Genomic DNA, 24,392 nt, shown 5'->3' with positions numbered 1-24,392 from the left:
GGACAGGGGCGCCGACCCCGTGCATTTGCTCCCAAGGTATCATTCGCCCCATCTTCAGAGCAGGAAGATCACTACTATCCTCGGATTAAGGCTGCCATGTCTTCACGTCGCGACTTTCTTGGGTCCGCTGCCGCTGCCACCGTTGGAGTGGCCGTGGGTACACGTCCCGCTGGCGCGGCTCAACGGAGCGCCGATGATCTGCCGCCCGCGATCAAGGCACTGAAATCCATGCGGAGTTTGGCCACGCCGATTTCAGTCGACGAGCGTCGGGGGCGCATTGAAAAAGCGCGCGTCCTGATGAAAGCGAACGGCATTGACGCCCTGATGCTGAACGGCGGCACCTCCATGGAATATTTCACGGGGATCCGCTGGGGGCTGAGTGAGCGGATGCTGGCGACGGTCATCCCAGTGAATGGCGCAGCATTTTTAGTGACACCAAAGTTCGAAGAAGAGCGCGCGATGGAACAAGCGCACCTCGGGCCGCTCGGAAAAGACGCGCAGGTGTATCCGTGGGAAGAGCACGAGAATCCCTGGGAGCTTATTGCGACAGGATTGCGCGCGCGTGGCCTCGCCACCGCAACCATTGGCGCGGAAGAAACTGTCCGCTTCGTTTTCGCTGATGGAACGGCACATCTCCCGGGCGTCAAGGTGGTGAGCGGTACGCCCGTCACGGCTGGCTGTCGCACCATCAAAGACGCACATGAAATCGCACTGATGCGCTTGGCCGCGCAGGTCACGTTGAAAGCCTATGAGGCGGCGTGGAAATCTCTGAAAGAAGGCATGAGCCAAAATGATTTTGCTTCGCTGGTAAGCGCGGCTCACACGCGACTGGGTTTTGATGGATCGGCCGGCGTGCAGGTTGGCAAATTCAGCGCACTGCCGCACGGTTCTGCCACGCCGCAGGTGGTGCGAGAGGGCTCTATTCTGTTGATCGACGGCGGATGTAAGGTCGAGGGATACAGTTCTGATATTTCACGCACCTTTGTCCTCGGCAAGGCCACGCAACGCATGAACGACGTCTTTGAAATCGAACATCGTGCGCAAACGATGGCCGTGAAGACGGCCCGTCCGGGATTGCCCTGCGAAGCCGTGGATGCCGCCGCGCGCAAGGTGATTGTGGATGCCGGCTTTGGTCCCGACTATAAATATTTTTCTCATCGCGTTGGGCACGGAATGGGGATGGACGGTCACGAGTGGCCATACCTTGTGCGCGGCAACACGCTGCCGTTGAAGGCCGGGATGACCTTCAGCGATGAGCCAGGAATTTATATTCCAGGAGAGTTCGGGATTCGCCTTGAAGATGATATGCTCATCACGGAAAACGGCGCGGAATTGTTCACACCACAATCCCCCAGTCTGGAGAAACCGTTCGCCGCTGCGTAGGCGCGGCATAACGGGAATCCCAAATGGCCTACAGCCTGTGCGCAGCGTGCGGAGCGAAAACGCTCGTCGGAGCCACGCGGTGTCCGCGGTGCCAGACGCCGCTGGTATCCTATGCACCGGGAGCCAAGCGACCGGAAACCGTGCGATGCCAGGGGTGCGGTGTGTTGCGGCCCTCAGCCATCGGCGTGTGTCCCAATTGTCACGCTGGGCCGGAAAGTCCCAACAAACGGTCCGCGCGCGGGCTTATGCTGGCTGGCGGTGTGATTCTCTTGATACTGGTTGGCGGATTCGCGATTACACAGTTCAGTAGCACGTCACGCGACTCGGCCGTTGCGAATCAGCCGACGGTCGCTCCAGACATGAATCCTGGTGCGTCAGCCGCACCGGCATCATTGGATTCGGTCGGCGGGTCGCGCGAAAACATCCCGCCAGAAACGCCAGTGGATTCCACTCCGGCGCTGATGAGTCGTTCGCGCGGCGCCACAGCCGTTGTGCAGGCTGCCCCTCCGAAGGTTGAGGTGCCCAAGACTGCGCCGATCGCGCCACCCAAGACGGCGACAGCGCCAGCCACAACTCCCGCTTCCGTGCCAGCTCCCGCTATCGCGCCAGACGCGCAGAGAGCCACGCAACCGGTGCGGCCTGCGGCTGATTCGAGTTGGAGTTACTGGCGTGCGACCACGTGGGTTCGGCTCCGGGATAAACCGGGTCGCAACGGTGACGAAGTACGTATGATCGATTCGTCGCAGCGCGTTTTGCTTGGTCCTTCGACAAACGGTTGGCGCGCGGCGCGCGTGGGAACAGACCAAGGGTGGGTCGATCCACGGTTGTTTGTTCCCGCCGCAAAGCCGTAACGGTCAACCGAATCGACGACGGATCCGTACGGTTCGTTCGAGTTCATCGACGGTCTGTTGCACTTTCTGGCGAAGATCGCGAGGAAGTGCGGGGTGCTCGTCGAGAAACTTCCGAACAACATCGAGCGCGTCGCTTCCAGATTGTCCGCCAATAAATGCACTCAGCCAACTGCCCAAAAAGAAAATACGGCGGTTGGCCTGAACAAACGGAAGTGAGTCGAGCGCGGGCCGCAGATACGGCAGGGTAAGCGCCGCGTGTTCGTGCGCGTTGAAGGCGCCGAGCGAGCCACTGGCCCACTCTTCGTTGAGTGCGGCATCACTGAAATACCGCGTAAAGTATTCCCGCTTTGCCTCGGCTGTGCGTCGGGCAGCCCCCGCGACGAACGCGCGGCGCTTTCCGTCCGCGGTCGTATCGCGGGCACTCTGTACCGCCAGGACGCGCAACGCGTCAGAGTGTTCGAGCACCATGAGACGATTCACGATTTCCCATCGCGTCGGATCGCGCACCGGCTCGCCGACCACCGAGTCCGCCGCATAGAGCACGATCAACTTCCCGATGGCGTCTGGCGACGTCGCGAGCCCGATGTATGTGTCTAGGCACGCTCGCCGTAGGCCGTATGCGAGCGTCCGATCGCCCAGTTGTTGCCAGAGCATCGCCTCTAATTGAGGACGCAGTTCGCTCCGCACGGAGTCGGACGCATAGGCGGTGAAGGCGCGCGTGAGTCGGCCCAAGACATTCGGAAATATTTGTTCGTCACGTTCACGCGGCAGATCGCGTAAGGCGAGGCGAATGAAACGGGCTGGCTCTAGGCGCGCGTCACGGACGAGATCCCAGAGCGCGCCCCACAGCATAGTGCGGAGCAATGGATCGCGCACGGTCGTGATGGCGCCATGCTCGAGCGCGGCGACGCTATTGGAATCGAGCAGCGTGAGGAAATAGCCGTAATCGTCTGCGTTTGCAAAAACAAAACGCGGCGCTTTTTTGCCCGCCGCCGCGCGCACAACGGTTGTCTTTGCCGTGAGGTCCACCGACAGGCGAACGCTGGGCGTCGGATCGTCGTAGGCCAGCAAGAGTTCCGTGCGCATCGGCCACGGCGCGTCGCCACTGAGTGCCTGCGCGGGCCGCTGCGTGAGTTCGAGCGACACGATCTTTCCGCCGGCGAGTGTCAGTTTTTGTTCGACCACCGGCATGCCCGGCCGGAGCATAAAGTTCTTCCCAAACACGGTCAAATTTTTCGAGGACGCCTTTCCGATGGCGGAGAGGAGATCCTGCCAGGTGGCGTTGGCGTACGCAAACTTTCCGAGGAAGGCCCGCACCCCTTTCTGGAATGCGGCTTCGCCGACCAGAAAGTTGAGTTGCTTGAGTACACTTGGCGCTTTGTTATAGACGATAGCGCCGTAGTTGCTCTTGGCTTGGTCGAGGTTGCCAAGCTCCTGCCATAGGGGATTGGTCCCGGTGGTTTGGTCGACCCCGTAGGCGGCTGGTTTATTGGACTGATAGAACGACTTCCACGCACCACTGTTGGGCTCAATGCTCGCGAGCGCCTTGGCTGCCATGTATGTGGCGAACCCCTCCTTGAGCCAGAGATCGTCAAACCACTTCATCGTAACGAGGTCGCCAAACCACTGGTGTGCGACTTCGTGCAGAATGGTGGAGAATCGACCTAAGCGACGCGGCAGCGTTGGACGTTCCCGAAAAATGAAAGAATTTTCGTTGTACATCACCACGCCTGGGTGTTCCATGCCGCCAAACGGAAAGGCAGGGGCGAGCACGAAATCGAATTTCTCAAAGGGATAGGGCCGCGCGAAATACTGTTCCATCCAGCTGATGGCACGCTGGTTGAGCGCGAGCAGCGTGTCGAGGTCTGCTTCCTTGGCGCGCGAGGCTCGGACAAAGACGTTGATCGTTCGACCGTTCGCGGTACTCGTGGCTCGTGTCCAAGGGCCTGCGGCGAACGCGATGAGGTACGTGCTCAGCGGCCGCGTTTCGGCAAAGTGATGTGCAATCGTCGTGGCGGTGCTGTCGGCTCGCTGCTCGGAACCATTCGCGATGGTGGTCCAGCCCCGCGGGGCGGTCAGATGAAAGGTGACGCGCGCCTTGAGGTCGGGCTGATCGAAGCTTGGAAAGAGCTGATTGGCATCGCTGGGGACGAGTAGCGTGTAGAGGTAGTCGCTACCGTCTGGGTCGTGGGCGGAAATGATACTGGCGCCCGTCGGGGCGATCTCGCTCACAAAGGAAACGACGACGGTATTGAAGCCGGCGTGGAGTGAGCGAGCCGGCAGTCGAATGTGCGCGCGATTCCAGGCCGTGAGTGGCACGGCCTGCCGGTTGGATTGAAGGCTGAGTACCCGTCGGCCGCGGAAATCGAGTAATACGTCGCCGGTGTCGAGGTAGTCGAACCGGATGGAGACGGTCCCGACGGCGGAATCTCGTGCGGTGACGTCGAGGGAGAGGTCGTATTTGACGTCACGGATGGTGTGCGCGCGGAGCCGAGCGAGCGGGAGCGAGACGCCTGGGCCGTCGAGAGCACCCTGGGAGTAAGCTGGCTCGGCGGAAAACGCGGCGGCCGTGAGGGCAAACAGGAGATGAATGAAGCGAAAGCGCATGGTCGTCTCAGTGGAGGCTTTGGCAATCTATAGGAAGAGAAGCCTTCTGGAGGACAGCCGTTTTGTTGACCCTCGGGACCGACAGGTGAGCCACAAGAACACTGAACTGCGCTGCCACTCGAGCGTTATAAGTGGCGAGCACCGGCGTCTGCTACCCAATCCGGGTAATACGGAGTGTGTAGAGCCGTGAAATCATGTAAGTGCTTGATGTTACGTACGGTACTAGACAGTTCTATCGAGTAATTGTAAGATTCATGAATCGTGAACATTATGCCGAAACAACCATCACTAAAGCCAGTTGATCTCGTTGTCGCTCTTGAACTTGCGATACGAGTGCGGCAGCCTATTAGCAAAATCGGTGCGTCCATAGGCATTAGTGTCGGTGAGGTTCACAACGCACTCAGACGGCTGGCTCTTTCTGGGCTCCTAGATCACGACATGCGTCGGGTTGTGCGCGCGCGGCTTGACGGCTTTTTAGAGCATGGTGCCGCAGTAGCCTTCCCGCCAATCTGGCTTCCGGCCGGACCGGGAGTCGAAACTGCTGTCGCCGATACCATGCCAGATGACATCGGTTCGGCCCCGCGGTCCGTTGTCTGGCCGAAGGCTGGAGGGCCAACCCGTGGGCGTGGTCTCGTTCCCCTGTTCCCAGGAGCGGCCGACCTCGCTGAGCGAAACCCCACCCTCTACCGCCTCCTCGTCTGGGTGGATGTGATCCGGACGGCTGGGGTTCGCGAGCGCGGTTGGGCCCTCGGCCAGATCCGTGAGCAATTGAACTACGGTGCCGAAAACGGGGCACCGCCCCTCGCCCCCCTCGCCCCCCTTACCCCCCTTACCCCCGGAAACAGCGGAGAGCACTCGCTCGTTGATGTTGCCAAGGCCATCGGGCCACTGCTGAACCGCGTTGTCTTTGCTGGGCGCGCCGCTGCGGAAGTTCTCCGAACAGAAACTGTCGTGCTCGCACCGGCGCGCCACCGCGAGGACGCAACGTTGCGGGTGCTGACCTCTTACTCCGTTGACCGAGTAGGAGCCGAGCTTCGAGCGCTCGGACTGGAGCGTGTACAGCGTGGACCGACGGCAGATCGGTGGCGTGTTCCTGGCGGACCTGACTTTGATCTCGAGCAGGTGAGTGGGGACGATGATCAACCGGGAATGCCGTGGATCGAATACGCACTGTTGCTTACGAACGGGTTTGATGTTGGGGGAGGTGTCGTTGTGCGAGTGACCGCCGCTCACGCACTGCTCGCGTTGCTGTGCAATGGTTTTCTCTCCGGCGGTCAGGCGGCGTCGGACAGCGCCTGGGCCGAAGATGTGGTCGCGCTCCTGGCGCTTCGTGCGTCGGTGGTCGGCGAATGCGCGTCGGCACCAGCGGAGATCCGGATTATTGTTCGCCGCGCGGCAGAGGCGCTCCTCGCGGACACAGGGCTGAGCTTTGTGATCGCGCGCACCCTGCCCGACGCTGCCGTGTTGCACGAACTCACGCAGACCGTTGTAGATCGCCTTCGGACGCTGACCCAACTCACGTAGGACGAGTACTTCTCGGTTCGATCCGCCCGTGGCGGTGCGAACACTCATTATCGGTCACCATGTTCGCTCTGCTGCTGCTCGTTCAGGTCGTCACACAGACTCCCGACACCGCCACGTATACCTCGTTGGCGCTGCGTCGCTTGGTTGCGGAGGCAAGCGTCATCAATCACCGGGTGCCACCGGGGCTTGGTCAGTACGCTGCGCAACTCGAAAGCGAGATTTCACTCGGATTTCGGGACGGAAGTTCCGGGCGCGAAATCACGACATCGGTTGAACAAGTGGCCAGCGCGCTCACGTGGAAGCGCACGGGTGAGGTAGATCAGCACGTCACGGGGTACCGGTCGCAGTCACTCGGTCCGCAACTCGCAACGATTGGCCTGTTCGAGGACGCGTGGGCGGTGCCAAGCCTCTATGGCAATCGGTTGGCCTTACTCTTTGGGCGCAACGCGGCACCTCGGCGGCGGTCAACCGGTACCAAGCGCGCCGAGGGTGCGCGGCAGTGGGCCGTGCATCCGCTCGCGGATGATCGTGAGACGATTTATCGGTTTGCCGGTGGCGATACCATCGAATCGCTCACGATCGGCGACCGCGTGATCAACATTGTGCGCATTGATGTGACGCCGCGCGCCGCGCTGCCGGCGGGCACGGTTGCGTTCAATGGGGAGGTGGATCTTGATGCGGCGCGCAAACATGTGGTCCGTATGCGTGGATCGTTTACCGAAACAAAAGCCCCTCAGGCGTTTGGAGTTGGAGCGATCCTGCGGGGCGCCACGGCCCTCGATGCGGGTGTGTTTGTTGAGCTCGTGAACAGCGAGATTAATAGTGAATTCTGGCTGCCCCAATACCAGCGATTTGAGGCGCAGGGGCTTGCGCCTGTTCTGGGGGAAGGAAAGGCCATCTTCAGAATTCTGACCCGCTTTAGAGGATTTGAAATTGAAGCCGCGCGCGCGGGCGACGTCGCCGTGTTGGGAGTGGATTCAGCCCGCGCGTCGCGCGCCGCACCGCAGGACACTCACGGAACACCGTCCGTGTCCGACACGCTCGCGGCTCGCCCTCATGTGCTCAGCTTTGCCAGTGCCGACTCGTTAGCGCGATACGTGAAGTGGCGAGAGCAGATCGGCACGGCCAGCGCGACAGTGAGTTCCGAAGATTTTGTAGATGTCGCCCCCACGCGTTGGCGTTCGACCGGTCCACCGATCTTCGCGGTTCAGGCCGAGCACTTTCAGGATGTCGTGCATGTCAACAGAATCGAGGGGCCGTACACGGGAATTGGGGCATCCGTGCGTTTGCGCGACCGCTTTCCTGGACTGATCGCGCGCGGCAACGTGGGGTACGCGTGGAGCGAGCAGACCGTGCGCGGGCGCATGAGTGTGGAATTGGCGCGTCGACCCTGGCGATTCGCCGCGCGTGGTGGGCGTTCCCTCGACCCGACGAACGATTTCTCAAACGGGTTGGATTCCATTTCGACACTCGGCGCGCTGTTTGGTGTTGATGATCATGACTATGTCGATCGTTGGAGCGCCGGCGTACAGGCGTCACGGTTGTTTAACGGCGATAACAGTTTACTGCGCCTTGACGTTGGCTGGGCACGGGATCAATCAGCGGTTCAACATCTCGCGCACGGTCTTGTTGGACGTGAACCGTTTGTGCCGAATCGCCCGGTCGATGCCGGCGAGTATCTGCGCACCGCACTGGCATTTGAATGGAATCGCAATGTGCAGGCCGAGTTCTTGCGACCCGGTACGGGATTCTCGGTGAACTATCTCCGTGGTGACGGGACGCTTCGCTTTCAGCGAGTGGAAGCGCGGGCCACGACGCGTCGCAATGTGAACGCATGGACCTTTGCCGCGCGCATGGATGCTGGCGTTGTGACCGGAAATACTCCCACGCAACAATTGTTTGAAATGGGGCGTGAGCTGAATCTTCCAGGATATGAGTACAAGGAATTCACGGGGACCCAAGCAGCGACGGCACGCGGATTGGCGATGTATCGGCTCGGCTGGTGGCGCGCGCCGCTCCATCTGTATGGGCGGGTTTGGTTGCCGGCCCTTGATCCCGCGCTGTCGCTGTCGTTTCAGTCGGGCTGGACTGGCGCCACGAGTGCGGCCGACTGGGTTGCGATGCGGCGCCTTACGCCAAGTGCGGTGATCACCGATGGCGTACGCTCGTCGGTGAGCGCTGGAGTCCGATTCTTTGGCGGTGCGCTCGGTGTGGCGATTGCCCGACCCGTTGATCACGCGGCTGCCTGGCGCGTACGCGCCGAGTTTGGGCAGCGGTTTTAGAACTCTCCGATAAACCCGATTTCAGGTTCGAGGTGGTGGCCACTGCGCGCCAGCACAGCAGCTTGTGCGTGCGCGATGACGGCGCGCACATCGGAGGCCGTGGCGTTGCCGACATTCACGATGATGTTGGCATGCAACGGAGAAATCTGAGCACCGCCAATCCGAAAGCCCTTGAGTCCACAGTCATCGATCAACCGACCCGCCCCTACGCCTTCGATCTTCTTGAAAATCGATCCAGCGCTCGGTTCCACGTCGAGATGAGGGTGTCGCGCGCCGCGCCAGTCGAGATTCTCCTGCATGGTGCGCCGCATCGCGGTTTCATCACCGTGAGTTAGGGCGAAGGTGACGGCAAGCGCGATCTCGCCACTGTCGTGGAGGCGGGACGTGTCGTATCCAAACCGCATTTCGGCAGCGCTGACGGTCTGACGGACACCCGCCCCGGTCAGGAGGTCAACGGACTCCACGACTTCCGCGATGAACATGGTCCGCGCACGTTCGGGGGCCGGCGAGAGGAAATGCAGGTTTTGCCAGACGGCCCCACCGACGGTGCTGGGAATGCCGACATAGTGTTCGAGCCCAGAGAGCCCCAGACGGACGGCTTCTGGAATCAGGTCGGCGATTATGACACCGCTGCCGGCGTGGATGGCTCCCTCACGCGGAACATCGAACTCGCGGGCACAGTTCCGAATGACCAATCCGCGGAATCCGAGGTCGCCGATCAGGATATTGGCACCGAGTCCGAGGACAAACCACGGGATTCCGGCGGATTGTGCAGCGGTGACAGCCGTAGCGAGATCGTCGGCCGATGTGGCATCGTACAGGACGTCGGCCGGACCGCCAATACGAAAGGTGGTGTACGGCGCCAACGGGATGCCGGGGCGCAGTCGATCGGCCGCGAGTGAAGGGCGAAGGGCACGAATCAGTTCGTCAGCCGCGCCAGCCGGACGGGAGATTTCTTTGGGCATACTATCGGTAATCAACAAGCGCTCGCGCACTCTCGCCAGCGCTGTGCTGTTCTGTATGGTTGGGGCGGCCCCGGTGCTGGCTCAGCGCGCCGTCTTGGAAAAGGTGATCCAGCGTCGGGTGCTGCCGAACGGGTTAGAGGTGGTGGTGCTCGAAAACCACGGGGTGCCATTGGCGACCGTGGAAGTTTCGGTGCGCAACGGCTCCTTCACCCAGTCGCCCGAATACGCTGGGCTGGCCCATCTATATGAACACATGTTCTTCAAGGCCAACGACCAGTATCCGATTGTTGACCAGTACATCGACAAAGCCAGCGAGCTGGGCGCCGTGTTTAATGCGCAGACGCGGGAAGAGCAGGTCAACTACTACCTGACCGTGGCCTCGGACTCAGTAGAAGGGGCGATGCGGTATCTCGTGGCCGCGTTGCTGGGCCCCAAGTTCCGTCAGGATGAGTTAGAACGCGAACGGCAGGTGGTCATCGGTGAATATGACCGCAACGAATCTCAGCCATTCTTCCGCCTTGAAGAGGCGATGGGAAAGAAGCTGTGGAGCGATCAGTGGAGCCGAAAAAACGTCATTGGCGACCGGCAAGTGATTTCCACCGTCACGCCGGACAAAATGCGCCGTATTCGCGACCTGTACTACGTGCCCAACAATTCGGTGTTAATCATATCTGGTGATGTCAATCCGTCGGCGGCGTTCGCGATGGCGGAGCGTATTTATGGAGTCTGGCCGCGCGGTGAAGATCCGTTTGTGAAAGTGCCGGTGCCCACGATTCCGCCGCTCGTCAAGAGCGACGCCGTGATTGTGGAAGAGGACGTGAATGCGGTGACCGTCCTCATTCAGTGGCAAGGCCCCAGTGTGCGAAAGGACGAGGACGCGACCTTTGTGGCCGATGTGTTCTCGGATGTACTCAATAACCCGCAGTCTCGCTTTCAGAAACGGCTGGTCGATACGGGGTTGTGGCAGGGCGTTGGTGTGAACTACTACACGCTCAACAACGTTGGCCCCATCTCGATCAGCGGACAGACCACTCCCGATAAACTTCGCGAGGCACTCCGCGCGTTGTTTGCGGAACTGCGGCTGGTGGTTACGCAGCCCGGATACATGTCACAAGAAGAACTGGACGCGACCAAGGCGAATCGCTCCGTGTCCACGGCGTTTGGGCTTGAGCGCAGTTCGGAGTCGTCGCACACGATTGGTTTTTGGTGGAGCGTGTCGGGGCTCGACTACTATATGAAGTACAACGATGAAATGGGCAAACGCACGGCCGCCGATCTTCGTGCGTATGCGAACAAGTACATCATTGACCGTCCCCATATCACGGGGGTGATGCTTACGGCTCCGGATCGTCGTCGGATCGGACTGAATGTGTTGGAGTTGAGCACCATCGGCGCGAGGGCCACGCCATGAAGCGCGCTCTGATGGTTCTCGCCTGTGCGCTGACCGCGCCCGCATCAGTCGTGGGCGCGCAGGATACGGACAGCAACACGGTGCGCTACGTCGTGAGTGGTGTTCAGGTGATTCAGCGCCGGACGCCGGCAAGTATTGTCGTGGCGAACCTGTATTTGCTCGGTGGGTTGCGGCAGGCCACGCCACAGACCGCAGGCACCGAAAGCCTGTTGCTCGCGGCCTCGGAGCGTGGGTCCACGAAATATCCACGCGATGCGATGCGTCGCGCCCTAGCGCGCACGGGGAGCGAAATCGGGATTGCCCCTCGGGAAGATTGGACCACCATCAGTATTCGAACAACACCACAGGAGCTCGATTCCACCTGGGCGATCTTCGCCGACCGTGTGATGCATCCAACGCTCTACTCCGCGGAAGTCGAACTGGTGCGGACGCAACTCTTGAGCGGCGTCCGTCAGCGCGCCGATAGTCCCGACGCGATGCTCGACTATTTATCCGACAGTATTGCATACACCGGACAGCCGTACGCCTTGTCCGCCGTCGGAACGGCGGAAACGATTTCGAGTATTACGCGTGCGCAGTTGCGCCGGTATCATCGCGATCAGTTTGTGACGTCACGCATGCTCCTGGTGGTGGTGGGCAATGTGGCACGCGAGAAAATTGAAACGTTGGTCCGGACGACGATTGGTACGCTTCCAGCCGGTTCGTATCAATGGAAAGCGCCAGAGGCCAGTGCGTCGTTGCCCACCGATGCCGTCTTTCTTCGGCGGACGCTCCCGACCAACTATATACAGGGGGTCATTGCCGGACCGCCGGCCAACCATCGCGACGCTGCGGCCTTGCGGGTGGCGGCCGCCGTGCTCTCGGGACGCCTCTTCTCCGAAATTCGCTCGAAGCGCAATCTGACGTATGCGGTGAGCGCGAATTACCGAGACCGCGGCCTGACGTCAATTGCGTTGTATGTCACCACGACGGCGCCGGACACGACGATTGCGCTGATGAAAAAGGAAGTGCAGTTCATTGCGAAGGCGAATATTCCGACCGAAAATCTCGCGCCATTGGTGGCACAGTTTATTACGGAGTATTTCCTCGAAAACGAAACCACAACGGCGCAGGCGGATTTTCTCGCGCGCGCACAACTCTTCCGCGGTGATTTTCGAGCCGGATCAAAATTTGTCAGTGAGTTGCGTGCCGTAACTGGCGACGACATCAAGCGCGTTGTCGCGCAATACTTCCGCGACATCCGCTGGGCGTACGTCGGTGATCCTGCACGCATGCCGCGCGAGCGCTTGCTCAGCTTTCCGTAATCGACCGCAGAGAATCGCGCGGCGGGATGATTACCGCCGCCGCGCGCGTAGGACGTCGCGCACGCCATCGAGCGTTCCGCCAGCGGCATGTAGCGCGACAAGCGTGTGGTAGATCAAATCCGCCGCCTCCTCGGTCGCACGCACGGCGTCTCCGTCGGCGCATGCGGTGACGAGTTCACTCGCCTCTTCGCCAATCTTCTTGAGGCGAGTGTTTCGGTCGGCCAAGAGCTTTGCCGTGTAGCCGGTCGCGTTGCTCTCGCCCGCCCGAGCATCGATGGTGGCATCGAGTTCGCCGAGCGTGTCTGCAGCACCCTCGCCAAAACAGGTGGTGGCGCCCGTGTGACAGGCCGGACCGGCCGGGATCACGCGGGCAAGCACCGCGTCGGCATCGCAATCCATGAACAGTTCCACGAGTTGCTGGGTGTTACCGCTTGTCGCGCCTTTGTGCCAGAGACCGCGCGTGCGCGAACGGTAGTGCATCTCGCCGGTGTCGAGGCTCAGCTGCAAGGCTTCCGCATCGGCGTGCGCTACCATCAATACCCGACCGGAGCGGGCGTCCTGCGCGACGACCGTAACCAAGCCGCCGCTTTTCTCGAAGTTCAATGCCGCAATATCACATGTCATGGTGTGGAACCTCGCAACAGCGTGCGGACGGCGGTATCAAGCGCGGCGTTGGTCGCGACCGCATTGCCGCCGAACGCGGTCGGATGCCCCACGAGATCCGTAAACACACCACCGGCTTCCGTAATGATCGGTTGAAAACATGCGGCGTCCCAGTCCCCGAGCGTGAAATCAATCATGACTTCTGCGCGACCGGTGGCCACCATGAGGTAGCCGTAGCAGTCACCCCATGTTCGGCTGACCGCGGCGCGCGTGTGTAGCTCCTGCCAGCCGCGATGCGCGGCGGCCGGACCTGGGGTTCGGTCGTCTGTGACGAGCATGGTGGCACTCTCAATGGTATCCACCGTGCTGACGTGGGCGCGTACGCCGTTGCACCACGCGCCACAGCCAGGAGCGGCCGCGATGAGTTCTGAGAGAGGCGGAAAGGACGCGGCGCCCGCCAGTACGACGTCGTCATGGGCGACGGCAACCAGAGAACCCCACAGTGGCACGCCGCGCACGAACGACTTGGTTCCGTCGATGGGGTCGAGAATCCACCGACGCCCACTTCGCCCTACCTGCTCACCGAACTCCTCACCGAGAATGCCGTCGTCCGGAAACCGTTGGGCGATCCAGTCACGGGCGGCGCGCTCCGCGGCGCGATCAGCGATGGTTACCGGCGTGCCGTCTGCCTTCCATTCCACGGCGACATTCGTGTGGAAGTACTGGAGCGCCGTCGCACCGGCGATGCGCGCAACTTCGGCGGCGGCTTGCATCAGCGTATCGGCAGATTCGTTCATGCGGCAGTGTCTCGTACTGAAAGGTTGGCCATACGCATCGCGCTTTTGAGTGCCGCGATCGTGGTCACTCCGTCATGAAGAATACCGGCCACGAGGGCGGCGTCCGCCCCCCCGTCGGCAATCGCCGCGGCGACGTGCTCAGGGAGCCCCGCCCCGCCGCTGGCGACCACCGGCACATCGACCACAGACGAAATGGCCTGCGTGAGGGCAATGTCGTAACCGGTGCGAGCACCGTCACGATCGATGCTCGTGAGCAAAATCTCCCCGGCACCGCGCGTCGCACACTCCTGTGCCCATGTTACCGCGTCGAGGTCCGTGCGCGTACGGCCGCCGGACGTGTAGACCACCCAGCGATCTCCCTCGCGCTTGGCATCAATAGACGCAACGATACATTGCGCGCCGAATCGCGACGAGCCCTCATTGATCAGCGACGGGTTATGCACAGCCGCCGAATTGATTCCGATTTTGTCGGCGCCTGCGCGCAAGACGGAGGCGATGTCCTCAACCGAACGAATGCCGCCACCGACCGTCAGTGGAATAAACAGTCGCTCTGCCGTACGCCGAACGACGTCGAGGAGTGTCGCTCGTTCTTCGTGCGTTGCGGCAATATCCAAAAACACCAATTCATCCGCCCCGTCGCGTTCGTACTGCTCGGCGAGCGCGACGGGATCTCCCACGTCACGGAGTCCCACGAAATTGGTCCCTTTGACGACGCGACCATTGCGCACATCGAGACAGACGATGAGCCGGCGGGTGAGCGTCACGACCGCTCCAACCGGACCGCGCCTTTCGTACTGAAGACGCTACCGGTATCGCTGAGCGACTGACGCAAGGCAAACCCCAGCGCCTTAAATGCCGCTTCAATGACGTGGTGGCGATCGGAACCGCGCAGCACTCGGATATGCAGGGTAAACTTTGACGCATCGCTGAACGAGCGCATAAAGTGTTCGTACAGTGTGCTGGGCAACGGGCCGCGGTAGAACGGCCGTCCGCCGACATCCAGCACCGCCTGCACGAGCGCCTCGTCCATAGGGACCGTGCGTTCGCCGTAACGCGCTGCACCGGGCGGGACGATACCAGCGAGCGCGGCGCCGACTGCCAGCGCCACATCTTCAATGATGTGATGGCGCAGGTCACCAGTGGCGGATACTGTGAGATCGACGCCGGAGTACCGGGCGAGCACGGTGAGCATATGATCAAGGAAACGCTCAGGCGTTTTGATTTGCGCGACGCCGGTGCCGACCACGGCCTCGACACGCACGACCGTCTCGCTTGTTTCGCGCGTGATGATGACAGGCGTGTTCATTGCGCAAATTCCTCAACAAGAACGTGGGGATCAATGGCACCGGTATAGAGCGCCATACCAAGGACCGCACCGGCAATGCGGCGATCCTCGAGCGAACGTACATCCGCGAGCGAAGCAATACCGCCAGAGGCGAGGACCGGCCAGGCACTCGCCTCTGCGACGTCTTCCATCAGCGGCAGATCCGTGCCCTTCATTTGTCCCTCACGGTGAACCGCCGTGACCAGCAATCCCGCGAGTGGCAGTCCCGCGAGATCCTCGATCACATCGAGAATCAAGCGTCGAGAATCGCGCGCCCATCCATGCGTGACGACGCGACGCTCACGTACATCGGCGGCCACGATGATCCCAAAGGGGTGGTCGTGTGCCATTTCGTCGAGCCAGTCCCGATCTTCGAGCGCACGCGTGCCCACCACCACACTCGTTGCGCCGGCGTCGAACAACTCTGTCACTTGATCCGTCGTCCGAATACCTCCGCCGACCTGTATCTGCACGCTGGCATCGCGCAACAACTCGCGCACGATCGGCGCATTGGATCCGCGCCCCGTTGCGGCGTCGAGATCGACGATGTGGAGTCGCGAAAAACCAAGCCGCGTCCACCGTTGTGCGACTTCGCGCGGATCGTCGAGGCGCACCGCTTCCTTTGCAAAATCGCCGCCGACCAGCTGCACGACACATCCATCCCGAAGATCGATAGCGGGAATGACAATCATGCAGCCTCCGCAATGACGCGTTGCAGAAAAGCGAGGCCGGGCGCCGAACTTTTCTCTGGGTGGAATTGCACGCCAATCACCCGACCGCACCGAATAGCCGCAGGAAAACGATCTGCTTCATGCACGGACCACGCGATCACCACATCAGGGTCTGTGGGGCGGCACACATAGCGGTTGGCATAGTATGCAATGCCGAGTCTCGGCGCTGCAAAGAGTACGTCGCGGGTGTCATCAATGGTGTTCCACCCGATTTGCGGTGTGTGCCGCGCGCGCAGTTTTTCGACCCGCCCTGGCACGATGCCGAGTCCGTCACCAGGCCCTTCGTCGCTGGCGTCGCACAGCAGCTGCATACCGAGACAAATTCCCAACGTCGGTAATCCGGCGCGGATTGCGGTCGCCATAGCATCACGGCCCGGAGCCAGCGCGGCGGAGGCCGCTCCAAAGGCGCCAACGCCAGGTAAGACGAGAAAGTCTGTTTCAATCGCACGGATTGGATTTGGTTCGATCACCACGACGCGACCTCTCCCCTGCAGTGCCTTGGCCAGAGAATGGAGATTTCCCGCGCCGTAGTCGAATAACGTCACACGCACGCGAGTGCCTCTCGGATGGCGCTGCATGCGCGCTCCATCATCGGCCACGGACCGGCGGTAATACGTAGTGCCGGACCAATGTTGGGAAGGTTGGCCCAGGCGCGGAGCGCGATGCCAAGTGATCGTGCGTGCGCCGTGATCGCCAGAGCGTGCGGAGTTGGAATGCACAGAAAGTTCGCGTCGGACGGAAGCGCCCTCAGCCCGAGCGTGGCAAGTTCCGCTGCCAAGCGGTCGCGATTGCGGACGCATTCCGCTGCGTGCGTGCGTACCCAGTCTGCGTCCTGGAGCATGGCGGCGACGCCGGCTGCTTCAGCGACCGTGCTGAGTTTGTACGGACCACGCGATCGTTCGACCGCGTCAATGATGTGACGCGATGCCACGCCGTATCCGATGCGCAGTCCGGCAAGGCCGTATGCCTTGGACAGCGTACGGCACACCAGCACACGCTCAAGCGCAGCCGCCTGCCCGATCAATCCGTCCATGCCACTGAACTCGGCGTACGCTTCGTCAATGATCACGAGCCCCGGTGCTTCGGCAATGATCCGAAGGATTGTTTCGGGACGTGTGGCGGTGCCGGTGGGATTGTTGGGGGTGCAGAGATAAATAATGCGCGCGCCGGTCGCGAGCAGCGCGTCAGCATCCATTTGATGGTCAGCCGTGAGCGGAACCGCCACTGGTCGGAGGCCGTTGATTTGCGCAAAGATTGGGAGCATGACGAACGTGGGATCGGGGTGCGCCACGAGATCGCCCGCCCCAGCGAACGCGCGCACCGCGCAGTCGAGCACGTCGTCCGAACCGTTCCCCGTGACCACGCAGGACGCCTCAACGCCATGAATCTGCGCGACGGCCTGTTTGAGCGAGGCACCATAGAGATCAGGGTAGCCTGCGGCGCCACCGTCGACCACCGACTGCATGGCCGCGATCGCCGCCGGCGGTGATCCCCAGAGATTCGTGTTGTCAGCGAGGTTGATTTCCACGCGCGCATCGGCGTTGTACAGCGGAATCTTCGCCAGGTCCTCGCGCGCGAGTTGCGTCGTCCTGCGGCGCATTATGGTGTCCCCTCCATCCAGTGTCGTGCCGTGGCGGCGTGCCCCGGCAATCCCTCGGCGTCCGCGAGGATTCCTACATCTGCGGCGAGACGCGCGGCGGCCGCACGGTCGACGCGCTGCCACGTCGTCCAGCGATAAAAATCGATCGTGGATAGTCCAGAATAACTCCTCGCCAAACCACCCGTCGGCAGCACATGGTTGGCGCCGCTGAGATAATCGCCGAACGCGACACTGTTTGCGGTGCCGACAAAAACGGTGCCGGCATTGCGAAGCCGCGCGGTGACGCCGTCGCCGTCTCGGCAGGCTACCAACACATGTTCTCCCGCGTACTCCGCCGCAAATGCTTCTGCCTCGGCGAGCGTTGCAGCGGTGACCAACCCACCGCGAGCGGCGAGCGCCTCGCGAACAATCATCGCGCGAGGTGTGGTGGCGATGAGTGGCGCGAGCGCCCGTTCCACTGCGTCGATCAGCAATGGCGCGGTGGTCACAAGGACGACGGCAGCGAGCGGGTCATGCTCCGCCTGCGCCACAATTTCGCGTGCGATAACGTCCGCGTCCGCAAACTCATCCGCGATGACCAAGAGTTCGCTGGGGCCTGCCGGTGAATCGATCGCTACGGTGCCAGCAACCTGAAGCTTCGCCTCTGCAACGTACGCATTGCCCGGCCCCACAATACGATCCACTCGCGGAATACTGTTGGTGCCGAATGCGAGCGCAGCGATCGCGCCGGCTCCCCCAACGGCGAACATACGATCCACACCAGCAATCTCGGCGGCCGCGAGCAGCACTGCCGCCGGCAGTCCTGTGGCCGTTGGGGGCGAGCAGACGATCACGGTGCCAACCCCCGCGACGCGAGCGGGGACGGCGCCCATCAGCAGGCTACTCGGATACGTGGCGCGTCCACCCGGCGCATACACCCCCACACGCGCCAAGGGATCGGGACGCCGCCCCACGACCACGCCATCCGCCGTCACGACTTCACGGGCGACCGGCTTGAAGGCTTCGTGCACCTGCCGAATATTTTCGGCCGCACGCTCGAGAGCGGCGATGAGCGTGGGATCCAGTGTTTCCAGTGCGCGACGCCATGCCGTGCGTGGGACCTCGAGTGCCTCGAGTGATGCTCCGTCAAATTCGCGCGCCATCGCCATGAGGGCTGCGTCCCCTTCGAGGCGCACGCGTTCAATGAGCCGAGCGGTTGCCGCTCGAATCGCCGGGTCGGCACTGGTTGATCGATCAAAGAGGATGGTCCGCTCGGCAGCGGACAAGCGCGAGACGTCGGCGCGAACGGCCACGGTGATCATGCCATTAACCGTTCAATGCGCGTGACGAGGATGCCCTCGCCGCCGAGTGCCTTGAGGTCGGCGATGGTGCGGAAGATTGTGTCGGCTGGCGCGACAGCGTGCACGGCGACCATCGCCCCGCCGTTCATCACGTCGATGACGGTGGGTCCTGAGATCCCGGGCAACACGCGCTTTACCTCCTCGAGGCGCGCGCGCGGCACGTTCGCCATCACATATCGTCGCCCACGCGCGGCGAGCACGGATTGCAGCGCCATAACGAGCTCGTCGAGCGCCCGAACTTTTTGGACATCGGCGAGTGGCGCGGCGGCGCTGATGAGGCGCGCGCTTGATTCCATGACCGTACACACCGGGCGCAGTCCGTTGACGCGCAACGTAGACCCCGTGGAGGTAATGTCCACAATGACATCGGCGATGCCGAGGTGCGGTGCGATTTCCACGGCACCAGAGACCGGGGCCAGCACCACCAACTTGCCTTGGTCCGCGAAAAATGTGCGCGTGATATTTGGAAACACGGTGGCCACGCGGCTTTGCTCGGGAATGTCAGCGACGGCGCGGATGCCGCTGTCCTCACGCGTGGCGACGACGATCGTGCATCGACCAAAGGCGAGGTCCAGCCGAGAGGTCAACGGTCGCCCCGATTCCACCACGAGATCCCACCCGGTGATACCGGCGTCCGCCGCGCCGTCTGCGACGAACTCGGGAATATCTTGCGCGCGAACAAAGATGGCCTCGAACTCACCACCCAGCGATGCGGTCAGCGCCCGTTCACTGGATGCGCGAACCGCAAGTCCAGCGTCCGCGAGCAGTTCACGGCAGTCTTGGTGCAGGCGTCCTTTATTGGGAAGTGCGATGCGAAGCATGAGTCACTGAGATGTGGCGAGAAAAAAAAGGCCCGTCCAAGAGAGGACGGGCCGGAATCATTGAGGCAGATCAGAGCGCTTTAGACAGCCACTCGAACGCACGACATGATACCGCGACCCGTCAGGGCGTGGTGGTGCAGGTCGTGGAGATGAAAGCGGCGTGTCATAACAAGAAGGGTAGTAGACGGTCACCGGTGCGTCAATCGCGAAGGCGAGCAAGCGGTGGCGCGAGGACGTACCAGCGCAAAGATTCCTGTGGCGCGATCTTCCGTCGACACCGCACTGCGTGCGGTGTGATGTTCCGGCGCCGAATATGCTCCCGACTGTCTCCTCGTTCCTTATAGGTGCCCGATGCGTCGAGTCGTTCCGATAGTCGCCGCTGCCCTCGTGACCGCCCTCGCGGCCTGCTCTCGAGGCGAGTCCCGTCAAGCCGACGCCACCTCACCGGTGGCGTACGTACAGGGAGAGACAACAGCGCCTATTCAGTTCACCTACTACGACGATCTTGTGTGCGACGATTGCCGACAGTTCTCCACGGCTGGCGCCGAGCTGCTGCGGCGAAATTGGGTAGAGACTGGGAAACTCCGTCTCACGGTCATCGATCTCGCGTGGCATCGCGGCAGTGTCGCTGGGTCGGCAGCCACGGTCTGCGCCGCAGCGCAGGGAAAGTTCTGGGAGATGCACGAGCTGCTGTTCGCCCGACAGGACAAATGGAAACGGGAACCTGATATCCCGAACACCCTACGCGGGTACGCAGGCGAAATGGGGCTGGACACCACGGCATTTTCCGCCTGTGCCGCGAGCCGGACCCATCAGCAGCGCCTTGATGCCGCCGAGGACGATGCCCGGCTGAAAGGGGTACGTGGGACGCCGGCCTTCTTTGTGAACGGCAAGGCCTATTTCGGGGCCCAGGACTGGGATTGGATGAATGCGGTCCTGACCGCATTCGCCGCCGGAACCCCAGAAAAGGCCCCCCCGCCCCCGCTCAAGATTCCGACCAAGAAGGTGGTGGACTCCGTTGCCCTCCGAGGCCTCCAAGATTCGCTCAAACAAGCGTCCGTACCCCCAAAAACCCCGTAGTTCTTCGGTTGCATCCACCCCTCCAAATGAATATTTTTCGGACTCTGCACAACTGCGTGCAGTGTATTCCGTTCCGACTGCTTACCTGATTCTGTTTTGGGCCTGGAGGCTTGATCATGCGGTTCATCGGTGTTGCGCTCGTTGCGAGCGCTGTGGTGCTGGGCGCTTGCGGTGGTGGCGAGAAGAAGGAAGAAGCAGCGGCGGCTCCGGCTGCAGCTCCGGCGGCAGCGGCTTCGGCAGCGGCTTCGGCAGCGGCTCCGGCGGCGGCTGGCACGGCTGCCCCGATCACGGGCACCACGTTTGAAGTGAAGATGATCGGCGACGAAAAGGGCTATCGTTATGAGCCCGCCGAGATCAAGGCGAAGACGGGCGACGGCATCAAGTTCATCATGGTGACCGGCGGACCGCACAACGTCGCGTTTGATCCCGCCAAGCTTCCGGCGGACGTCAAAGGACAGCTCGATGCCAACTTTGGCGCCGACAAGATGGCCGAGCTCTCGAGCGGTCTGAAGATGAACCCGGGCGAGACGTTTGTTCTGTCGCTGGGTGGCATCAAGGCCGGCACGTATGAGTTCAACTGCACGCCGCACCTGGCGATGAACATGAAGGGCAAGATCATCGTTCAGTAGGCTGACAGTCATGGTGTGAGGCGGGCGTCCGGTTTCCGGGCGCCCGCTTTCCATTCCCATGGAGTAGTTTCGATCGTCCATGTCGCCCCACTCTCCTCCTCCCCGCCGACGTGCCGAATGGCTCGCCGCTCGAGCCGCACTCGCTGGCCGACGTGACGCGCGCCTTGCGGTGAGCTCCCTGCTCTCCGTGGGTGTTGTGTTTGCCGCACTCTATTCGGCGACCAGCGGGCAACGGCACGACGAGGGCGCGTGGTTTGCCCTTGTGGCCGCGTCATTGATCGTTGGATTGATTGCTGGCTACGCGATCAACTTGGCTCGAGAAATGGCGCGGGCGCACGTCGCGGATGCGCACGAAGCCGAACGATTCCTCGGCGTGCCCGTCTTAGCCACCGTGAGTGATCGACGTCCGCGGTCACACACCAACCACGACGCACTGGATCCGCACCGGTTGATGTATTTGAGTGTGTCGCCTGCAGGCGCACGCACACACACCGTGATTGTCACCGGAGATGACCCCGCGATTGTGGCACGTACCGCCGCCGGGATTGCACACGCCGCGGCCACGGATACCCGAGCCACGTTGGTGATTGATCTCGACAACGAACGCTCGCCGGCCGCGGCCTTCTATCGTGTTCGCACCGAGCCCGGCTTTAGTGACGCCATGGCGGGCGTGCGACTGTGGCGCGAAGTCACGCTCGCCGTTGGCGCCAACAGTGGATTGAGCATCGATGTTATTCCCGGCGGTGCACTCCGGCGCGATGTGCCGGAGCGGACGACCGCTGAACTCACGGAGTTTCTCCTCGAACACGATTTTTGTGTTGTGGTCGCACCGGGGGCGCGTGCGGCGCGCCGCGCCGTAGGGCTCATCGAAGGGGCAATGGTAATTCTGTGCATCGAACTTCAGGTCACCACACTCATGGCGCTTGCCGCCTGGAAGTCGCTGCTCTTTACTGAAACAACCCCCCATGTGCACGGCCTGGCACTGGTAGAAAAACACACATTATCGCGCCAGTAAACGAACAGCATAAAGCCAGTATAAGGTCAATTGCCGATAAATTGCGGATGCGCACAACTTTGTGCCTGGTGATTATTCGCTTGCTGTTTACGCTTCAGGATCCTGTTCACCTGCATTCCTCATAGCGTTTTTCATTCGCGTCAGGGGCGCTGGTCAGGTGGCCAGTTGTTTTGAGCGGCGTGCTCTCCCGCTGGATATGTTTCGCACCTGACGATGACTGGCTACTCGGATCGTATCAATCACGCGCTCGCGTTCGCGGCGAAGCACCATGATCGTCAGGTGCGGAAAGGCACGCGGCTGCCCTATCTCACGCAGCCGGCGAATGTCGCCATCATGCTGACGCGATACGGGCAAGACGAGGAAACTGTCGTCGCCGGTATTTTGCTTGATGTGATTGAAGACTGTCTGCGCGAGGGGTGGACCCGCGAGACGCTGGATGAGCGCATTGGCGACAAGTTCGGCACGCCCCTTCTGGATGCGCTGTTGACGGTCACGCAACGGCGGATTGACGACGACGGTAACGAACTCGACAAAGACGAACGGCGCGCGGATTATCTCGAACGGCTGGCCGGCGCGGGAGATGCCGCACGGTGGGTGTGTGCGGCGGACAAAATTCACTCCGGTCGTTCCCTGCTCACCGATTTACGGCGCACGGTAGATGCGGATACCGTGTGGAGTCGATTCGCGAGTGGACGCGAAGGGACGATCCGGTGGTATCGCGCGGTGTGCGATCGGTTGGCAGCGCTGGGTTTTACCGCGCCGATTCTGGACGAGCTGCGCGCGGTGACTGAGGCGCTCGAAGAATTTCTCTAGGCCGCGCGCCGCGCGCTCCGCGTGCGCTGCGTGCGCTGCGTGCGCCGCGCGTTAGGTCGTCGCGCTGGCACCGGACGGATAGCGTCGCGCCACATACGTATTGAGAATCTCGAGAAACTCAGGGACGATGTGATCTCCCTTGAGGGTCACGGAGAGCGCGCCATCGATATACACGGGCGCCTTTGGTTCCTCGAATGTTCCCGGGAGTGAGATTCCGATGTTGGCGTGCTTGGATTCGCCCGGCCCATTCACGATGCAGCCCATCACGGCGACTTTGAGTTCTTCGACTCCGGGGTGCTGCGTGCGCCACACGGGCATCTGCTCGCGCACGTAGTTCTGGATGTCTTCTGCCATTTTCTGAAAAAACGTACTCGTCGTGCGGCCGCAGCCTGGGCAGCTGGTGACTTGCGGCGCAAAGGAACGGAGTTCGAGCGACTGGAGCACCTGCTGTGCGACGTACACTTCTTCGGCGCGATCGCCGCCGGGGCGCGGTGTGAGTGACACGCGAATCGTGTCACCGATGCCTTCGGCGAGCACGAGTGCGAGCGCGGCGGTTGTGGCGACCACGCCCTTCGTCCCGAGTCCGGCTTCGGTAAGTCCGAGATGCAACGGGTAGTCGCAGCGCGCGGCGAGTCGACGGTAGCAGTCGAGGAGGTCTGGCACCTGTGAAATTTTTGCCGAGATCACGATGCGGTTGTGTGCGAGGCCCGTCTCTTCGGCGAGTGTTGCGGACCGTAGCGCGCTCTCGATCATCGCTTCCATATAGACGTCCTTCGCGATGCGGGGCGTGGCGCTCCGGGCGTTGTCGTCCATCATGGTGGTCAGGAGGTCTTGATCCAGCGATCCCCAGTTGACGCCAATGCGTACGGGTTTATCGTGCTCCACGGCGATCTGCACGATAGTACGGAAGTTGTCATCGCGATGTTTGGCGCCGACGTTGCCGGGGTTGATGCGGTACTTGGCGAGTGCGCGTGCGCAGGCCGGAAATTTTTTGAGGAGCAGGTGACCGTTGTAGTGAAAGTCGCCGATGATCGGGACGCCAAAGCCCGCATCGGCGACGCGCTGGACGATCTCTGGCACGGCCGCGGCCGCTTCGTCATTGTTGACGGTGATGCGGACGAGTTGCGACCCGGCGACGGCGAGGGCGACCACTTGGGCGGCGGTGCCAGCGGCGTCTGCGGTGTCGGTGTTCGTCATGGACTGCACGACAATGGGATGACCGGCCCCGATGGGGACGGCTCCAACGACGGCAGTGACGGAAGGGCGGCGAGGTTTGAAGACCACTGGCAAGTCCGGAACAGGTTGCATGCAC

The 24,392-nt window shown here is 61.9% G+C and carries 21 protein-coding genes; 9 read left to right on the top strand and 12 right to left on the bottom strand.

The window, feature by feature from the left end; all coding sequences use genetic code 11:
- Positions 1 to 96 precede the first annotated feature (96 nt).
- Positions 97 to 1,383, top strand: a complete 1,287-nt coding sequence (locus NTZ43_13445; protein MCX5768219.1) for a Xaa-Pro peptidase family protein — start codon at positions 97 to 99, stop codon at positions 1,381 to 1,383.
- A gap of 854 nt (positions 1,384 to 2,237) precedes the next feature.
- On the opposite strand, the gene NTZ43_13440 is transcribed toward NTZ43_13445, so the two are convergent.
- Positions 2,238 to 4,841, bottom strand: a complete 2,604-nt coding sequence (locus tag NTZ43_13440) for a M1 family aminopeptidase (protein MCX5768218.1) — start codon at positions 4,839 to 4,841, stop codon at positions 2,238 to 2,240.
- A gap of 1,218 nt (positions 4,842 to 6,059) precedes the next feature.
- On the opposite strand from NTZ43_13440, the gene NTZ43_13435 reads away from it, so the two are divergent.
- Both NTZ43_13435 and NTZ43_13430 read left to right on the top strand, forming a co-directional pair.
- Positions 6,060 to 6,365 (top strand): hypothetical protein, encoded by a 306-nt coding sequence (locus tag NTZ43_13435; GenBank protein MCX5768217.1) that lies wholly within the window; start codon positions 6,060 to 6,062, stop codon positions 6,363 to 6,365.
- A 59-nt stretch (positions 6,366 to 6,424) separates the two neighbouring features.
- Positions 6,425 to 8,647, top strand: a complete 2,223-nt coding sequence (locus tag NTZ43_13430) for a hypothetical protein (GenBank protein ID MCX5768216.1) — start codon at positions 6,425 to 6,427, stop codon at positions 8,645 to 8,647.
- Here the strand turns inward: NTZ43_13430 and murB are convergent.
- Positions 8,644 to 9,642, bottom strand: a complete 999-nt coding sequence (murB, locus tag NTZ43_13425; protein ID MCX5768215.1) for a UDP-N-acetylmuramate dehydrogenase — start codon at positions 9,640 to 9,642, stop codon at positions 8,644 to 8,646. The genes NTZ43_13430 and murB overlap by 4 nt on opposite strands.
- A gap of 43 nt (positions 9,643 to 9,685) precedes the next feature.
- On the opposite strand from murB, the gene NTZ43_13420 reads away from it, so the two are divergent.
- Together NTZ43_13420 and NTZ43_13415 are read left to right on the top strand one after the other, a co-directional pair.
- A complete protein-coding gene (locus NTZ43_13420; GenBank protein ID MCX5768214.1) occupies positions 9,686 to 11,023 on the top strand; it encodes a pitrilysin family protein in 1,338 nt (445 codons plus the stop codon).
- The gene (locus tag NTZ43_13415) at positions 11,020 to 12,327 is read left to right on the top strand and encodes a pitrilysin family protein (protein MCX5768213.1); all 1,308 of its coding nucleotides are present in this window, start codon (positions 11,020 to 11,022) and stop codon (positions 12,325 to 12,327) included. The genes NTZ43_13420 and NTZ43_13415 overlap by 4 nt, the downstream gene beginning before the upstream one ends.
- 30 nt (positions 12,328 to 12,357) lie before the next feature.
- Here NTZ43_13415 and hisIE read toward each other — a convergent pair whose 3' ends face one another.
- The 9 genes from hisIE to hisG are packed head-to-tail and all read right to left on the bottom strand — an operon-like array spanning position 12,358 to position 19,543.
- Positions 12,358 to 12,951: a bifunctional phosphoribosyl-AMP cyclohydrolase/phosphoribosyl-ATP diphosphatase HisIE gene (gene hisIE / locus NTZ43_13410; protein ID MCX5768212.1), complete on the bottom strand. Its 594-nt coding sequence runs from the start codon at positions 12,949 to 12,951 to the stop codon at positions 12,358 to 12,360.
- Positions 12,948 to 13,727, bottom strand: a complete 780-nt coding sequence (locus NTZ43_13405; protein MCX5768211.1) for a histidinol phosphate phosphatase — start codon at positions 13,725 to 13,727, stop codon at positions 12,948 to 12,950. The genes hisIE and NTZ43_13405 overlap by 4 nt, the downstream gene beginning before the upstream one ends.
- A complete protein-coding gene (hisF, locus tag NTZ43_13400; GenBank protein MCX5768210.1) occupies positions 13,724 to 14,491 on the bottom strand; it encodes an imidazole glycerol phosphate synthase subunit HisF in 768 nt (255 codons plus the stop codon). The genes NTZ43_13405 and hisF overlap by 4 nt, the downstream gene beginning before the upstream one ends.
- On the bottom strand, positions 14,488 to 15,033 hold the full coding sequence (locus NTZ43_13395; GenBank protein MCX5768209.1) for an imidazoleglycerol-phosphate dehydratase: 546 nt from the start codon (positions 15,031 to 15,033) through the stop codon (positions 14,488 to 14,490). Before NTZ43_13395 ends, hisF begins: the two co-directional genes overlap by 4 nt.
- Positions 15,030 to 15,743, bottom strand: coding sequence for a 1-(5-phosphoribosyl)-5-[(5-phosphoribosylamino)methylideneamino] imidazole-4-carboxamide isomerase (locus tag NTZ43_13390; GenBank protein ID MCX5768208.1), 714 nt, complete (start codon positions 15,741 to 15,743; stop codon positions 15,030 to 15,032). Before NTZ43_13390 ends, NTZ43_13395 begins: the two co-directional genes overlap by 4 nt.
- A complete protein-coding gene (gene hisH / locus NTZ43_13385; protein MCX5768207.1) occupies positions 15,740 to 16,333 on the bottom strand; it encodes an imidazole glycerol phosphate synthase subunit HisH in 594 nt (197 codons plus the stop codon). Before hisH ends, NTZ43_13390 begins: the two co-directional genes overlap by 4 nt.
- Positions 16,324 to 17,382 (bottom strand): aminotransferase class I/II-fold pyridoxal phosphate-dependent enzyme, encoded by a 1,059-nt coding sequence (locus NTZ43_13380; GenBank protein ID MCX5768206.1) that lies wholly within the window; start codon positions 17,380 to 17,382, stop codon positions 16,324 to 16,326. The genes hisH and NTZ43_13380 overlap by 10 nt, the downstream gene beginning before the upstream one ends.
- Positions 17,382 to 18,683 carry a histidinol dehydrogenase gene (hisD, locus tag NTZ43_13375; GenBank protein MCX5768205.1) on the bottom strand — a complete coding sequence of 434 codons (1,302 nt, stop codon included), beginning with the start codon at positions 18,681 to 18,683 and terminating at the stop codon, positions 17,382 to 17,384. Before hisD ends, NTZ43_13380 begins: the two co-directional genes overlap by 1 nt.
- A complete protein-coding gene (gene hisG / locus NTZ43_13370) occupies positions 18,680 to 19,543 on the bottom strand; it encodes an ATP phosphoribosyltransferase (GenBank protein MCX5768204.1) in 864 nt (287 codons plus the stop codon). Before hisG ends, hisD begins: the two co-directional genes overlap by 4 nt.
- Positions 19,544 to 19,894: 351 nt before the next feature.
- Between hisG and NTZ43_13365 the strand changes: the two genes are divergently transcribed.
- The 4 genes from NTZ43_13365 (at position 19,895) to NTZ43_13350 (ending at position 23,080) form a co-directional block, all read left to right on the top strand.
- Positions 19,895 to 20,623, top strand: a complete 729-nt coding sequence (locus tag NTZ43_13365) for a thioredoxin domain-containing protein (GenBank protein ID MCX5768203.1) — start codon at positions 19,895 to 19,897, stop codon at positions 20,621 to 20,623.
- A 116-nt stretch (positions 20,624 to 20,739) separates the two neighbouring features.
- Complete coding sequence (locus NTZ43_13360; protein MCX5768202.1) at positions 20,740 to 21,252, top strand: plastocyanin/azurin family copper-binding protein; 513 nt, start codon at positions 20,740 to 20,742, stop codon at positions 21,250 to 21,252.
- A 79-nt stretch (positions 21,253 to 21,331) separates the two neighbouring features.
- Positions 21,332 to 22,267 (top strand): hypothetical protein, encoded by a 936-nt coding sequence (locus tag NTZ43_13355; protein ID MCX5768201.1) that lies wholly within the window; start codon positions 21,332 to 21,334, stop codon positions 22,265 to 22,267.
- Between the two features lie 213 nt (positions 22,268 to 22,480).
- A complete protein-coding gene (locus NTZ43_13350) occupies positions 22,481 to 23,080 on the top strand; it encodes an HD domain-containing protein (protein ID MCX5768200.1) in 600 nt (199 codons plus the stop codon).
- Between the two features lie 51 nt (positions 23,081 to 23,131).
- On the opposite strand, the gene ispG is transcribed toward NTZ43_13350, so the two are convergent.
- A complete protein-coding gene (ispG, locus tag NTZ43_13345) occupies positions 23,132 to 24,388 on the bottom strand; it encodes a flavodoxin-dependent (E)-4-hydroxy-3-methylbut-2-enyl-diphosphate synthase (protein ID MCX5768199.1) in 1,257 nt (418 codons plus the stop codon).
- Positions 24,389 to 24,392: the final 4 nt, after the last annotated feature.

The sequence above is a fragment of the Gemmatimonadota bacterium genome (assembly GCA_026387915.1).
GTDB lineage: Bacteria > Gemmatimonadota > Gemmatimonadetes > Gemmatimonadales > Gemmatimonadaceae > Fen-1231.
This window is presented reverse-complemented; position numbering and strand designations above follow the sequence as displayed.

Bases quoted from the DNA above. Each gene is read 5' to 3' on its own strand.
- NTZ43_13390 (MCX5768208.1), bottom strand. From the start codon at position 15,743: ATGATTGTCATTCCCGCTATCGATCTTCGGGATGGATGTGTCGTGCAG.
- hisG (MCX5768204.1), bottom strand. From the start codon at position 19,543: ATGCTTCGCATCGCACTTCCCAATAAAGGACGCCTGCACCAAGACTGC.
- NTZ43_13445 (MCX5768219.1), top strand. From the start codon at position 97: ATGTCTTCACGTCGCGACTTTCTTGGGTCCGCTGCCGCTGCCACCGTT.
- NTZ43_13365 (MCX5768203.1), top strand. From the start codon at position 19,895: ATGCGTCGAGTCGTTCCGATAGTCGCCGCTGCCCTCGTGACCGCCCTC.
- NTZ43_13395 (MCX5768209.1), bottom strand. From the start codon at position 15,033: ATGAACACGCCTGTCATCATCACGCGCGAAACAAGCGAGACGGTCGTG.
- NTZ43_13360 (MCX5768202.1), top strand. From the start codon at position 20,740: ATGCGGTTCATCGGTGTTGCGCTCGTTGCGAGCGCTGTGGTGCTGGGC.
- hisIE (MCX5768212.1), bottom strand. From the start codon at position 12,951: ATGACATGTGATATTGCGGCATTGAACTTCGAGAAAAGCGGCGGCTTG.
- NTZ43_13405 (MCX5768211.1), bottom strand. From the start codon at position 13,727: ATGAACGAATCTGCCGATACGCTGATGCAAGCCGCCGCCGAAGTTGCG.
- NTZ43_13440 (MCX5768218.1), bottom strand. From the start codon at position 4,841: ATGCGCTTTCGCTTCATTCATCTCCTGTTTGCCCTCACGGCCGCCGCG.
- NTZ43_13380 (MCX5768206.1), bottom strand. From the start codon at position 17,382: ATGCGCCGCAGGACGACGCAACTCGCGCGCGAGGACCTGGCGAAGATT.
- hisD (MCX5768205.1), bottom strand. From the start codon at position 18,683: ATGATCACCGTGGCCGTTCGCGCCGACGTCTCGCGCTTGTCCGCTGCC.
- NTZ43_13415 (MCX5768213.1), top strand. From the start codon at position 11,020: ATGAAGCGCGCTCTGATGGTTCTCGCCTGTGCGCTGACCGCGCCCGCA.
- NTZ43_13350 (MCX5768200.1), top strand. From the start codon at position 22,481: ATGACTGGCTACTCGGATCGTATCAATCACGCGCTCGCGTTCGCGGCG.
- NTZ43_13430 (MCX5768216.1), top strand. From the start codon at position 6,425: ATGTTCGCTCTGCTGCTGCTCGTTCAGGTCGTCACACAGACTCCCGAC.
- ispG (MCX5768199.1), bottom strand. From the start codon at position 24,388: ATGCAACCTGTTCCGGACTTGCCAGTGGTCTTCAAACCTCGCCGCCCT.
- NTZ43_13355 (MCX5768201.1), top strand. From the start codon at position 21,332: ATGTCGCCCCACTCTCCTCCTCCCCGCCGACGTGCCGAATGGCTCGCC.